Origin of the sequence: Mesorhizobium sp. M0909, from assembly GCF_040319515.1 — a bacterium.
Classification (GTDB): Bacteria; Pseudomonadota; Alphaproteobacteria; order Rhizobiales; family Rhizobiaceae; genus Mesorhizobium.
Map to the genome: position 1 here is coordinate 25,505 of NZ_JAMYOA010000022.1, position 12,605 is coordinate 38,109.

Sequence of the window (12,605 nt, forward strand, 5' to 3'; positions counted from 1 at the left end):
CTTGAAAGCCAAACTGGGCATGTCCCCCATTGCATGGTGGAACGACGATCTTGCCGAACTCAGCGATGATGTGTCGCTGGAGGAGTGCCTGGGCCAGTCGCGCTCGGCTGGCTTTACCGGCATGGAAATGGGCCGCCGCTTTCCCAACGATCCGCAAATCATGCTGCCGATCCTGAAAGAGGCCGACGTGACACTTTGCGGCGGCTGGTTCTCGGGGACGCTGGTCAATGAAGACATGGCGAAAAACAAGGATCGTATCCAGCCGATGATCGATCTGTTCAAGGCGGTGAATGCGCCCTGCATCGTCTATGGCGAAGTCGGCCGCTCCATCCAGGGCGACCGCTCGAAACCCCTCGCCAGCAAGCCCAGGCTTTCGGACGATGAGATGAAAGCCTACGCGAAGCAGCTCACGCAGTTCGGCGAATGGTGTGCCGAGCAAGGCATGCCGCTCTCCTATCACCATCACATGGCGGCGGTGGTCGAGACCGAGCCAGAGCTCGACGCCTTCATGCGCTATTCGGGAGAAGGCATTCCACTGCTGCTCGACGCGGGTCACCTGGCCTTTGCCGGGGGCGATGTGCTGCGCGCTATTGATAACCACCACCGGCGCATCAACCACGTGCATGTGAAAGACGTGCGCATGGAGGTGATCAACAAGCTGGATCGTAGCAGGCAATCCTTTCTCGATGCGGTGGCGCTTGGTGCCTTCACCGTGCCGGGAGATGGCTCGCTGGACTTTGGCGCCATCGTCCAGAGGCTCGCCGACCATGGCTATGAAGGCTGGTTCGTGGTCGAGGCCGAGCAGGATCCGAAGAAGAACCCGCCGCTCAAGATGGCGCAGGTCGGCTACAAGGAATTGATGCGGGTGATGACAGCGGCCGGCTATACGGTGGAGACACAAGGCTTTCCCAATGCTTGAGGCTCGCGAGGAAGGGCTGATCCGATGCCGGGGGTGATCCGATGAAAGACTCCGAGCACCCGTTTTTCCGGCCGCTGTGGCGGCGCGTTGCCGTTGTCGCGGTCTGCCTGGTCTGGTCGGTGATCGAATTCGCCACCGGCACGCCGTTCTGGGGCGTGATCGCGCTCGGCTTCGCCGGCTATGCTGTCTGGCAATTCTTCTATCTCTACAAGCCGGCTGACGAGGACAAGCCATCGGCGGACGCCAAACCGAAGGAATGACCATGCCTAAGCTGCTCATCAAAGCCAATAAGGGCCACGGCCGCGTCGCTCATGTGACGCCGCAAAACGCCGGCTGGACCTATGTCGGCTTCGATCTGCATCGGCTGAGGCCCGGCGAGAGCGCTTCCGGGCAAACCGCGGATCGTGAGGTCTGCCTGGTGTTCGTCACCGGCAAGGGCAAGGCCAAAGCCGGCGGCAAGGATCTCGGCCTGCTGGGCGAACGCATGTCGCCGTTCGAAGGCAAGCCTTGGTCGGTCTATGTGCCGCAGGGGTCGGAATGGTCGGTGAGCGCCGATACCGATCTCGAACTTGCCGTCTGCTCGGCGCCAGGACTGGGCGGCGGTCTGCCGGTCCGTGTCATCGGGCCCGACGATCTCGGCCAGGAGGTTCGCGGCAAAGGCACCAACACGCGCTATGTCACCAACATCCTGCCGGAAGGCAAGCCGGCCGATTCCTTGCTGGTGGTCGAGGTCGTCACACCCGGCGGCCACACATCGAGCTATCCGCCGCACAAGCACGACCAGGACAATCTGCCGGCTGAATCCTATCTGGAGGAGACCTATTACCACCGTCTCAACCCGCCACAGGGCTTTGCTTTCCAGCGCGTCTACACCGACGCCGACCAGAGCGGTGCTCGTTCGCTCGACGAGGCGATGGCTATCGAGGACGGCGACGTCGTGCTGGTACCCAGGGGTTATCACCCCTGCGCAGCCTGCCACGGCTATGATCTCTATTATCTCAACGTCATGGCCGGACCGAAGCGGACGTGGAAATTCCACAACGCGCCCGAGCACGAATGGCTGATGAAGGCCTGACCACTTCCCTTCGCCCCAACCGCTGGTCCAAGCGAAAAATCGTCGGCTAACGACCCGGCTGTGTGGTTTTGTTACCGAAAACGCCGCAAAGCTTCGTCAATTCGTCATGGAAATCACCTATGGCAGCGGGGCTGACAAGGACTTTCGATGCGCTACGCGATCTATTTCACCCCCCGACAGGACGAACCGCTGGCACGGATCGCCGCCAACTGGCTCGGCCGCGACCCATTCGGTGCCGCCACAAAGCCGGTCGAGGCAGTAGGCGAGTTGTCGGCGGCAGAAGTTGCCTTCCATACCGCTTCGGCGCGCCGCTATGGCTTTCATGCGACGCTGAAGGCGCCCTTTCGACTGGCCTCCAATGAGACGGAAACCTCGCTTCGCGCGGCACTCGACGATTTTGCCGAGGCGACGCCGGTGGTTACGATCCCGCGCCTCGTCGTCAGCCAGATCGACGGCTTCTTCGCGCTGGTGCCGGAAGCACCGCTGCCGTCGCTCAACCGCTTCGCCGATGATGTGGTGCGCGACTTCGACCGCTTTCGCGCGCCGTTGACGGAAGCCGAGATCGAACGGCGCAGCCCCGATTCGCTGAAGCCCGACGAGTTCCGCAATCTCTGCCAATGGGGTTATCCCTATGTGTTCGAGACGTTTCGCTTCCACATGACGCTGTCCGGCCGGGTCTCGTCACAGGAAAGCCCTCGTCTTCGCTTAGCAATCGACAGCCTGTTTGCGGGCGTGCTGCAAAGGCCGGTGCCGGTGGACGCGCTGACGCTGTTTGTGGAAACTGAACCTGGCGCGCCGTTCATGGTGCTGTCCCATCACGCGCTCGGGCGCCGCCCGGCCAGAAGAACTGCCTAATGACTATTTGCTCTAACCGCGTTTGTGCGACGCCAATTGGTCCAGTTGGCTGCAAAATCCTGCAAGGACTGCTTGAAATGACCGCCGAGACTGTTCTTGACAACGCCCGGATCGTGCTAGCCGACCAGATCGTCCAAGGGTCGATCGTGCTGCGCGACGGCGTGATAGCCGACATTGCTCCCGGCGCTGGCCGAACCGGCGAGGACATGGGCGGCGACTTCATCATCCCTGGCCTGGTCGAACTCCACACCGATCATCTCGAAGGCCATTACGCGCCACGGCCGAAAGTGCGCTGGAACCCGATCGCCGCGGTGCTCGCCCATGACGCGCAGGTGGCGACCGCCGGCATCACCACCGTGCTCGACGCCTTGCGCGTCGGCATGGACGAGGATGCGGACCTGACGGCTGCCGACATACGCAAGCTGGCCGACGCGATCGAGGACAGTGTCCAGCAGGACCGGCTCAGGGCCGACCATTTCATCCATCTGCGCTGCGAGGTTTCGGCGCCGGACTGCCTTCCAGCCTTCGCCAATTTCGACGGTGACGAGCGGGTCAGGCTGGCGTCGCTGATGGACCATGCGCCGGGACAGCGGCAATTCGTCGATCTCGAGACCTACGCCTACTACTATCAGCGCAAGCTGAAGCTTACGGATCGCGATTTCCAGAAATTCTGCGAAAAGCGGATGGCTGAATCGGCGAGGAACTCGAGCCCGAACCGCAGCTTCATCGCCGCGGCTTGTCATGAGCGCGGCATCGTGCTCGCCAGCCATGACGACGCGACCGTCGGCCATGTCGACGAAGCGATCGAGCAAGGTGTGCGCGTCGCCGAGTTCCCGACCACCGAGGAGGCAGCAAGGGCTTCGAAAAAGGCAGGGCTCGGCGTATTGATGGGCGCGCCGAACGTCATGCGCGGCGCTTCGCATTCGGGCAATGTCTCGGCCCGCACGCTGGCCGGCGACGGCCTGCTCGATATACTGTCATCGGACTACATTCCGTTCAGCCTGATCCAGTCGGCCTTCTTCCTCGGCGACGTGGTCGAAGGTATCTCGCTGCCGCAGGCTGTGGCCATGGTTTCGAAGAACCCGGCCGAGGCGGTCGGCCTCACCGATCGCGGTGTCATCGAGCCCGGCCGGCGCGCCGATCTGGTTCGCGTGCGCGTCGACGACCATGTCCCGGTCGTCCGCACGGTCTGGCGGCAGGGACGCCGGGTCGCATGATGGTGTCGGCATCGGTCGAGCGTGAATTGTCCGCCGCGGGATTTCCGATCCGCGACGGTGTCTTCGTCGCCGTCGTCGGGCCGAGCGGTGCCGGCAAGGACACGGTGATCGGCTATGCGCGCGCGGTGTTTGCCGGCGAGAGCCGGCTGGAGTTCGTGCGCCGGGTGATCACCCGGCCGAGCGATGCGGCCACCGAGGATCACGATACGCTCGCCGATGCTGCCTTTGTCGAGGCCGAAGCGGATGGCGCCTTCGCCATTTCCTGGGAGGCGCATGGCCTGCACTACGGCATCCCGGCCGAAGTCGACTGGTCGGTCTCCAACGGCCGTGTCGCGATCGCCAACGTCTCGCGCGCGATCATCCCGGCGCTGCGGGAGCGCTACGCCAATCTGGCTGTCGTCGAGATCACGGCTACACCGGATATCCTGGCCGAGCGGCTGGCATTGCGCGGTCGCGAGTCGCGCGGCGAAGTGCTGGCACGGCTGGCGCGCAGTGCCAATGTGGCGCTGTCCGGACCGGGTGTCACCTCGATCGACAATAGCGGCCCTCGTGAAGCCGCCGGCGAGCGCTTCGCCGAGGTGCTGCGCAAGGCCATGGCCTTCTCCGACATGTCGGGCCTTATCTAAAGTAGCGCCCATCCGATGCATTCGGTATGGGCGCTACTTGTCTAACCAATATCTTTGGAAGCCGGTACCCCCTTTTCGGGATTATGGCCTCATGCGGCGTGCCGGTCCCGACCAGCGTGACGAGTATCGGTGGCAGTGGTTGTCGAAGGCTTCACTGGCGCATCCGCTGGTGTATCCAGAACTGCAACGTGATGGCGATACACCATTTCCCAGCCCTTCCAGCCGGTGAACAGCAGTATGCAGACCACTATGAACGACAAGAGCGCACCCCATGGTCGGACCGCGGCTTCGGCGCCTTGGGCATAGCGAAGATAAAAATTGATCAGTGCCACAACGACCGCCGTCAGGTTGCCCAGCATGTGATACCAGGCGTCCGACAAGGCGCGAATGCGCGGCTCGTTGAGGAAGTCGATAAAACCGGCTGTCGCGGCGAGAAGGGCCATTACGATGGCTGCCCCGATCAGCCACATCGATGCCCGTGCCCAGAAAGCATCGGCAGTTCCCCAGAAAACCAGGTCGGTGACAAAGGCACCGACAAGAAACGCGACAGGAAAAGGTATCAACATCGGGTGGAGAGGGTGAGTTCCGACCTTTGCGGTACTTACTGGATTCGTGGGCATGGGACGCCTCCGCATAGCAAAGCTTAAATAAACGCTTCGATACGGGTTTCGTTCCAAATGGAGATTAATCTGAACTGCTGTCGCGAAGCTCAGGCCAACTTTTTGATGCCTGCCAATGGCAGTCGGCGCATTTCATCCAGCTATTTTTGCGTCATTCCGCGGCAGCACCCGCCACGCCCTTACGGGTAGCTTCCAGCATCCGCCGCCGCGCCCTGAACACGCCCCATTGCTGGTCGACCAGCACGCCGATGAGGATCACCCCGCCCATGACGGCGAAGTTGAGCGAGGACGGGATGCCGAGCAGGTTGACGAGGTTCTGCAGCTCCTGCAGCAGCACCGTGCCGAGCAGGACGCCGATCAGCGAGCCTTCGCCGCCGCGCAGCGAGAAGCCGCCGAGCACCGCTGCCGCGATGGCGTAGAGTTCGTAGAACTGGCCGTGGCTCGCCGGCGAGATCGAGCGTGTGTACATGGCGAAATAGATAGCCGACAGCGCCGTCAGCACGCCGCAGATGACATAGGCGGCTATGACGATGCGGCCGGTGCGGATGCCGGAATATTTTGCCGCTTCCTCGTTCTTGCCGATGGCGTAGAGATAGCGCCCGAATACCGAACGGTGCAGCACCACCCACATGACGACGGCGATGACGATCAGCGCGATGAAACTGTTCGGCACGCCCCAGGACCGCCCCGCCGTCAGGAATTCGAGTTCCGGGAAGTTCTGCCCAAAGGCAAAGCCGGCGGTGCCGTCGGCAGTGTAGAAGCGCGCCACGCCGCGATAGATCAGCAGGCCGCAGAGAGTGACGACAAACGGCTGCAACTTCAGCCGGGTGATCAGCCAGCCATGCATCAGGCCGATGATGGCGCCGAGCGCGATGATCAGCACGAAGGCGAGAGGCCACTCCATCTCCCGCACGGCGATGAAATCGATGAACAGCGTACCGAGTAGCGCAACCACCGAGCCGACCGACAATTCGATGCCGCCGGTGATGATGACGAAGGCTTGGCCGATCGACAGGATGCCGAACAGCCCGATCAGGTTCGAGGTGTTGGCGAGATTGATCGGCAGCAGGAAGCGCGGGTTGATGATCGCCACCACCGCGCCGACCACCAGGATCAGGATCAGCAGGCCGAGATCTTTCTTGCTCATCGTCTTCTCCCAACGCCTGCGAATTACTTCGGCTGCTTGCCGACCGCCAGCAGCAGCACGTTTTCCTGGCTGAACCGGTCCTTGTCGAGAATGCCGGAGATCTGGCCCTCATGCATGACGGCAATGCGGTCGGAAACGCCGATCACCTCCTCCATGTCGCTGGAGATCATCAGCACGGCGACCCCGGCATCGGCCAGCGCCCGCATCAGCCCGTAGATCTCGGCCTTGGCGCCTATATCGATACCGCGTGTCGGCTCATCGAGGATCATCACCTTCGGCTTCATCGCCAGCCATTTGGCCAGCACGACCTTTTGCTGGTTGCCGCCCGACAGCGTGCCGGTGCGCGTCTGCACGGAGGGCGCCCTGATGCCGAGATCGGTCTTCTGTTTCTCGGCGGTGGCGGTCTCGGCGCTGGCCGAGACCAGCGAGCGCCGCGAATGCGCCGGCAGATTGGGCAGCGAGATGTTCTGGGCAATCGACAGGTCGAGCAGGATGCCGGTCAGCTTGCGGTCTTCCGGGACGAGGAAAATCCCGTTGGCCACTGCGTCGGCGGCCGAACCAAGAACCAGGTCTTTTCCGTCAAGCTGGAACGAGCCGCCAAAGCTCCTGTCGATGCCGAACAGCACGCGCGCCAGTTCCGTCCGGCCGGAGCCGACGAGGCCGGCCAGGCCGAGGATCTCGCCATGCCTCACATCGAGGTCGACGGGCCGGTCAGGATAGGCGGCGGTGCGAATGGCCTTGACCGACAGCGCGACGGAGCCCGGCGGGCGCGCCGATTCTGCGGCCTTCTCGCGCTCCTTCAGCATGCGGCCGATCATCAGCTTGACCATCTGGTCATGATTGATGGCGCTCTTCGGCAAGGTTCCGGCGAGCATTCCGTCCCTGAGCACGACGACGCGATCGGCGACGCGCTCGACCTCGTGAAGGCGGTGCGAGATGAAAATGACACCGATGCCGTCTGCCTTCAGCGCCTTGATGACACCGAGCAGCTTGTCGGTTTCGGCGATCGGCAGGCTGGACGTCGGTTCGTCGAGGATAACCAACCGTGCCTTGATCGACAGCGCCTTGGCGATCTCGACCATTTGCTGCTGCGCCAGCGACAGCGCCGACACCGGCGTATCGGCCGAGAAATTGGCGCCCACGCGTTTGAGCAGCGGCGCCGCCTGCGCTCGCAGCCTGGCGCGGTCGACGAGCTTGAGCGGCCCGGCGCGCAGCGGTTCGCGGCCGAAGAAGATATTGGCGGCCACGTCGAGGTTTTCGAACAGGTTGAGTTCCTGGTGGACGAAAGCGATGCCCGAGCCGATGCTGGCCTCGACAGTCAGCCCGTCATGGGCGACGCCATCGACGGTGATGGTGCCGGTGTCCGGCCTGGTCACGCCACCGAGGATCTTCATCAGCGTCGATTTGCCGGCGCCGTTTTCGCCGACCAGGCCAATGACCTCGCCGGGCCTGACCTCCATCGAGAATCCGTCCAGCGCAACGACGCCGGGATAGGTCTTGCGCACACCGTTGAGGCTCAGGAACGGAGCGTCCGCAGATGCAACGATGGATGGGTCGGAATAATTCATCACGCCTGACAGCAGCCGGTGAGCCATTTGGCCTCAGACTGACGAGCCGCGCGAGGCCCGTCAATAGAACGCCGGCTCAAGGCGAACCTTGAGCCGGCGCAACCTAATTCGCTCAGTTTCCAGACATCGCCTTGAGGCTGGCGGCGTAGGCGTCGACATCGTCCTTGCCGATGATCTTGGTCGGGATGATGATCAGGCCATCGGCGGGAATGCCCGACTTGTCGCCCTCGAGATAGGCAGCCATCAGCTTCATGCCCTGATAGGCCCATTCGAAGGGCTGCTGCACGACGGTGGCGGCGACGGTGCCTTCCTTGACGCCGCCCAGTGTGATCGGATCGTCGTCGAAGCCGACGACGGTGATCTGGCCGAGCTTGCCGGCATCGCGCAGCGCTTCATAGATGCGCGGCGTGTTGTAGGAATAGAAGCCGACCATGCAGGTGACGTCGGGGCTGGCGACCAGCGCGTCCTCGACGTTCTTCTTGGCGCGAGCCTGATCGATGTCGTCGCCACGCACGTCGACCAATTCGATCTTGGTGCCGGCGAGACCTTCCTTCATGCCCTGGATGCGCTCCTTGGCGTTGTCGGCGCCGAGCAGGCCGACGAAGCCGAGGCACTTGCCGCCGTCAGGCATTGCCTTCTTGGCGATCTCCGCCGCCTGCTTGCCGGCATCGACATTGGACGAGCCGATATAGGCGACACGCTTGGTCTGCGGCGCGTCGCTGTCGGTGGTGAACAACGCCGTTTCCGAGGCGATCTTGTTCAGCCCGTCGGTCGACGTCTTGGGATCGACGGCCGAGACCATGATCGCCTTCACGCCGGCCGTCACCAGATCGTCCATCAGGCGCTGCTGGATGGCGACCGAGGACTGCTCCGGATATTTGAGTTCCAGTTTGTAGTTGGGCAGTTCGCCTTGAGCCTTCTTTACGCCGGCTTCCGCCGCCTTCCAGAAATCGGAAGCGCCGTTGACGACGAAGGCCAGTGTCGGCTTGTCGTCGGCCCGCGCAATTGCGCCGGCGGACAGGCCGAGCAGCAGGGCCGCAGCGGCGACGGACGCATTTCGTATCACAGATTTCATATTCAACCTCCCATTTTGACTCAGTAATTTTCGCTGATGATGAACGTGCCGGCGCGGCTTGGACGCCCTCCTCCTCAAGGGTTTCCGGCAGCGAAGAACGACGCCATTCCAGCCGCGATCGTCGACTTTAGAGACTCATTCGCCGTTCGTAAATAGTCCGATTTGTCTGACATTTCCCGGAGCGGCAGGCAAGCTTCGGCTGACGGGAACCGTCCGATACCAGGCTGGCTGCGTTCCGAACATGCGCGGTCCGACGTCGTCCGGGCATGATGGATTGACGTTATAGGGATGCCGGATATTAGTAAAGAGTATTAGTTTGGTCGAGATTCTCGCCACAAAGGAGAGAGGCCTCCCCAGTCGCAACCGTTTTGAACCGGGGACTACATCGCCCAAGAAGGGTCAATTATATCTATTAGTAGCGCTTCGCCCTATAAACGCGAGATTCGAGGTACCAACGACATGAACGAACCACTGCGTGATCCCGTCCTTGAGGGTACCAGGCGGCGCAAGCCGTCCGGGAAAAACCCCAAGGGCCGCGTCACCATGACCGACATCGCCAGGGTCGCCGGCTGTTCGCAGGCGACGGTCTCGTTCGTCCTCAACAACACGCCGGGCATCAGGCTGTCGCAGCAAACCCGAGAGCGGGTGATCGAGACGGCGCGAACGCTGGGCTATTCGCCGCCGGTGTTTTCTGCCTTGCGAGCCCCGGTTGCCGCATTCGACGGGCTGGATGGCGTGATCGGCTTCGCCGTCGACCAGTTGGCGACCAGCCCGGAGGCGGTCGTCGCCATTGAAGGGGCGCGGCAAGCGTCGTGGAACGCCGGCAATGTAGTGTTGGTGGCGCAGACCATGGGCGACGAGGTGATGGAGCCCCGGGCCATTGCGGCACTGACCAAGCGGGGCATTTCGGCGCTGATCTACATGACCATCTTCACCCGCGAGATCGTCGCGCCGGACTATCTCTACGGCCTCGACATTCCGGTCATCCTGCTCAACTGCTACACCGCCGACTATGCCTTCCCCGCCGTGGTGCCGAGCGAGATCGCCGGCGGCCAGAGCTCGACCCGGCACCTGATCAGCTATGGCCATCGCCGTATCGCCACCATCACCGGCGAGCCCTGGATGCAGGCGGCACAGGACCGGCTGAAAGGTTACCGCCGGGCGCTGGCGACGGCCGACATCCCGTTCGACCCGGCGCTGGTCGTCGAAGGCGATTGGTCAGCGAGCGCCGGCTATGCCGCGACCGTCAAGCTCTTGGCGCTGAAGGACCGGCCGACCGCCATCTTCTGCCAGAACGACCGGACCGCGATCGGCTGCTACGAGGCGCTGAAGGAGGCCGGCCTGCACATCCCCGGAGATATTTCGGTGGTCGGCTATGACGACGAGGAGATCGCGCGGCATCTGTTCCCGCCGCTGACGACGTCGATCCTGCCGCATATGGCGATGGGACAATGGGCGATCGAGCAGTTGGAAGTCCCCGCTGCTCCCGGTCGCGGCCGGAGCCGCTATCCCGTAACCAAGCTCGAATGCCCGCTGGTGGAGCGGGAGTCGGTTGGCGCTGTGGCGGGCTGAGCGCCGGCGATCGACAATGGCACAGGCTTGACATCAGGCCCGGCATATACCCGATTGATTTCATGCGATTGCAAAACTGCTACAATTTTCAGGACTTCCGCCGGCTGGCAAAACAGCGCCTGCCAGGCCCGATCTTCAACTATATCGATGGCGGCGCGGACGACGAGACGACGCTGCGGCGCAACACGGCGGCTTTCGAGGACTGCGATCTCGTCCCCAACGTCCTTGCCGGCGTTGGACAGGTCGACATGTCGGTCACCGTCATGGGCCAGAAGCTGGCGATGCCGGTCTATTGTTCGCCGACGGCTCTCCAGCGGCTGTTTCACCATAGCGGCGAGCGCGCCGTCGCCGCGGCGGCGGAGAAGTTCGGCACGATGTTCGGCGTCTCGTCGCTCGGCACGGTCAGCCTGGAGGAAGTGCGCCAGCACAGGACGCCACAGGTCTATCAGTTCTATTTCCACAGGGATCGCGGCCTGAACCACGCCATGATGGAGCGCGCCAAGGCGTCCGGCGTCGAGGTGATGATGCTGACGGTCGACAGCGTCACCGGCGGCAACCGCGAGCGTGACCTGCGGACCGGCTTTTCCATCCCCTTTCGGCTTACGCTCGGCGGCATGATGCAGTTCGCGATCAAGCCGAGATGGGCCATCGACTATTTGACCCACGAAAAGTTCAGCCTGCCGCAGTTGGACGGCCATATCGATCTCGGCGGCGGAGCGCTTTCCATCAGCCGCTATTTCACGGAGATCCTCGACCCGTCGCTGGATTGGAAGGACGTCGAAGACATGGTCCGCTTCTGGAACGGACAGTTCTGCCTGAAGGGGATCATGAGCGTCGCCGATGCCAGAAAGGCGGTCGACATCGGCTGCAGCGGCATCGTTCTGTCAAATCATGGCGGCAGGCAGCTGGACGGCTCGCGCAGCCCCTTCGACCAGCTGTCCGAGATCGTCGACGCGGTGGGCGACAAGATAGACGTGATCATCGACAGCGGCGTCCAGCGCGGCACGCATGTGCTGAAAGCCCTGTCGCTGGGCGCCAAGGCCGTCGGCGTCGGGCGGTATTATCTGTTCCCGTTGGCAGCCGCCGGACAGGCCGGCGTCGAACGGGCGCTCGGCTTGATGCGAACCGAGATCGAACGCGGCATGCGGCTGATGGGATGCAGGTCGGTGGCAGAGCTTTCCAGGGAAAATGTGCGGTTTAGGTGAGGGAGCCGGGACGCACAGCATAAGCTTTTCGAAGTGCGAACCCTATACCGAACTGCCGCCCGTTTCGAAGACGGCCTCGCCGGAAACAGCATCCGTATGTCCGCCCTCAATTTGCTGCAACATATGCCGGAACCGATCAAGATTGCCCAGCATTTTGGGCCGGGCATCGACCATGTGCTGGAAAGTGTCCCATTCTCCAATCGAGAAGAAGGCGCCATCTTCCGATTTGACGAGAGCCATCTTTCGTAATCCCTCGAAATTGCGCGGAGCGCTGCTGAACAGTTCGACGAACTCGTCTTCATGAACAGGCTTGATCCGGAAGCGGACGCTGTTGAATGCCGTCATGTACGTTCCCTCGTGAAAGAACTGAAAAACCTCGAATATGCAAAAGCCCTAACGCAACTCGAACCCTTCGAACAGGTGTACACGAAAATCGGAAGGTTGGCTTCAGTCATCTCAGGCCGAAAGCCCCCGTTTCTGGCGCTGTTTTAGCAGGAAGAGGACGACGCTCGATCTCACTTGATGCGCCCTTCCGACCGGCAATGAAACGCGCTGTTAACGCCGTTCGCGGGTGACAGGATGTTGGCCGCAGTTCGAATGTATAGTCTGCGTCTCGCCGTCAGTTGTGGAGGTGAAAATGAATTTGCTTCGGATTGCGCTCTTGTGCACGGCCATGATCGACCTTGGAATGCCGGCCGTTCGCGCTGAGGATCGGCCTGTGCCGCC

The 12,605-nt window shown here is 62.4% G+C and carries 13 protein-coding genes; 8 read left to right on the top strand and 5 right to left on the bottom strand.

Annotation, left to right across the window (positions count from 1 at the left end):
• The first annotated feature begins 1 nt into the window (after position 1).
• From iolE to phnN, 6 genes are all read left to right on the top strand, one after another.
• Complete coding sequence (iolE, locus tag NKH83_RS26235; protein WP_352808091.1) at positions 2 to 919, top strand: myo-inosose-2 dehydratase; 918 nt, start codon at positions 2 to 4, stop codon at positions 917 to 919.
• Between the two features lie 41 nt (positions 920 to 960).
• Entirely contained in the window at positions 961 to 1,179 is a 219-nt protein-coding gene (locus NKH83_RS26240) for a DUF3329 domain-containing protein (protein WP_254815905.1), read from the top strand.
• Between the two features lie 2 nt (positions 1,180 to 1,181).
• A complete protein-coding gene (gene iolB / locus NKH83_RS26245) occupies positions 1,182 to 1,994 on the top strand; it encodes a 5-deoxy-glucuronate isomerase (protein ID WP_352477066.1) in 813 nt (270 codons plus the stop codon).
• Between the two features lie 147 nt (positions 1,995 to 2,141).
• Positions 2,142 to 2,849 carry a DUF1045 domain-containing protein gene (locus NKH83_RS26250; RefSeq protein ID WP_352477065.1) on the top strand — a complete coding sequence of 236 codons (708 nt, stop codon included), beginning with the start codon at positions 2,142 to 2,144 and terminating at the stop codon, positions 2,847 to 2,849.
• 77 nt (positions 2,850 to 2,926) lie between these two features.
• Complete coding sequence (locus NKH83_RS26255; RefSeq protein WP_352477064.1) at positions 2,927 to 4,066, top strand: alpha-D-ribose 1-methylphosphonate 5-triphosphate diphosphatase; 1,140 nt, start codon at positions 2,927 to 2,929, stop codon at positions 4,064 to 4,066.
• A complete protein-coding gene (gene phnN, locus NKH83_RS26260) occupies positions 4,063 to 4,692 on the top strand; it encodes a phosphonate metabolism protein/1,5-bisphosphokinase (PRPP-forming) PhnN (protein WP_352477063.1) in 630 nt (209 codons plus the stop codon). The genes NKH83_RS26255 and phnN overlap by 4 nt, the downstream gene beginning before the upstream one ends.
• Positions 4,693 to 4,781: 89 nt before the next feature.
• Here phnN and NKH83_RS26265 read toward each other — a convergent pair whose 3' ends face one another.
• The 4 genes from NKH83_RS26265 to NKH83_RS26280 form a co-directional block, all read right to left on the bottom strand.
• The gene (locus NKH83_RS26265; protein ID WP_352647785.1) at positions 4,782 to 5,312 is read right to left on the bottom strand and encodes a DUF2231 domain-containing protein; all 531 of its coding nucleotides are present in this window, start codon (positions 5,310 to 5,312) and stop codon (positions 4,782 to 4,784) included.
• A 151-nt stretch (positions 5,313 to 5,463) separates the two neighbouring features.
• Positions 5,464 to 6,459 (bottom strand): ABC transporter permease, encoded by a 996-nt coding sequence (locus NKH83_RS26270; RefSeq protein WP_254815901.1) that lies wholly within the window; start codon positions 6,457 to 6,459, stop codon positions 5,464 to 5,466.
• Positions 6,460 to 6,482: 23 nt separating this feature from the next.
• Entirely contained in the window at positions 6,483 to 8,027 is a 1,545-nt protein-coding gene (locus NKH83_RS26275; protein ID WP_352477104.1) for a sugar ABC transporter ATP-binding protein, read from the bottom strand.
• A 112-nt stretch (positions 8,028 to 8,139) separates the two neighbouring features.
• On the bottom strand, positions 8,140 to 9,102 hold the full coding sequence (locus NKH83_RS26280; protein ID WP_352477060.1) for a sugar-binding protein: 963 nt from the start codon (positions 9,100 to 9,102) through the stop codon (positions 8,140 to 8,142).
• 543 nt (positions 9,103 to 9,645) lie between these two features.
• Between NKH83_RS26280 and NKH83_RS26285 the strand changes: the two genes are divergently transcribed.
• Together NKH83_RS26285 and NKH83_RS26290 are read left to right on the top strand one after the other, a co-directional pair.
• On the top strand, positions 9,646 to 10,674 hold the full coding sequence (locus NKH83_RS26285) for a LacI family DNA-binding transcriptional regulator (protein ID WP_502895627.1): 1,029 nt from the start codon (positions 9,646 to 9,648) through the stop codon (positions 10,672 to 10,674).
• Between the two features lie 62 nt (positions 10,675 to 10,736).
• Positions 10,737 to 11,879 (top strand): alpha-hydroxy acid oxidase, encoded by a 1,143-nt coding sequence (locus NKH83_RS26290; RefSeq protein WP_352477058.1) that lies wholly within the window; start codon positions 10,737 to 10,739, stop codon positions 11,877 to 11,879.
• 42 nt (positions 11,880 to 11,921) lie between these two features.
• Here NKH83_RS26290 and NKH83_RS26295 read toward each other — a convergent pair whose 3' ends face one another.
• Entirely contained in the window at positions 11,922 to 12,224 is a 303-nt protein-coding gene (locus NKH83_RS26295) for a DUF718 domain-containing protein (protein WP_352808092.1), read from the bottom strand.
• Positions 12,225 to 12,605: the final 381 nt, after the last annotated feature.

Bases quoted from the DNA above. Each gene is read 5' to 3' on its own strand.
- NKH83_RS26240 (WP_254815905.1), top strand. From the start codon at position 961: ATGAAAGACTCCGAGCACCCGTTTTTCCGGCCGCTGTGGCGGCGCGTT.
- iolB (WP_352477066.1), top strand. From the start codon at position 1,182: ATGCCTAAGCTGCTCATCAAAGCCAATAAGGGCCACGGCCGCGTCGCT.
- NKH83_RS26250 (WP_352477065.1), top strand. From the start codon at position 2,142: ATGCGCTACGCGATCTATTTCACCCCCCGACAGGACGAACCGCTGGCA.
- NKH83_RS26255 (WP_352477064.1), top strand. From the start codon at position 2,927: ATGACCGCCGAGACTGTTCTTGACAACGCCCGGATCGTGCTAGCCGAC.
- phnN (WP_352477063.1), top strand. From the start codon at position 4,063: ATGATGGTGTCGGCATCGGTCGAGCGTGAATTGTCCGCCGCGGGATTT.
- NKH83_RS26265 (WP_352647785.1), bottom strand. From the start codon at position 5,312: ATGCCCACGAATCCAGTAAGTACCGCAAAGGTCGGAACTCACCCTCTC.
- NKH83_RS26270 (WP_254815901.1), bottom strand. From the start codon at position 6,459: ATGAGCAAGAAAGATCTCGGCCTGCTGATCCTGATCCTGGTGGTCGGC.
- NKH83_RS26275 (WP_352477104.1), bottom strand. From the start codon at position 8,027: ATGAATTATTCCGACCCATCCATCGTTGCATCTGCGGACGCTCCGTTC.
- NKH83_RS26280 (WP_352477060.1), bottom strand. From the start codon at position 9,102: ATGAAATCTGTGATACGAAATGCGTCCGTCGCCGCTGCGGCCCTGCTG.
- NKH83_RS26285 (WP_502895627.1), top strand. From the start codon at position 9,646: ATGACCGACATCGCCAGGGTCGCCGGCTGTTCGCAGGCGACGGTCTCG.
- NKH83_RS26290 (WP_352477058.1), top strand. From the start codon at position 10,737: ATGCGATTGCAAAACTGCTACAATTTTCAGGACTTCCGCCGGCTGGCA.
- NKH83_RS26295 (WP_352808092.1), bottom strand. From the start codon at position 12,224: ATGACGGCATTCAACAGCGTCCGCTTCCGGATCAAGCCTGTTCATGAA.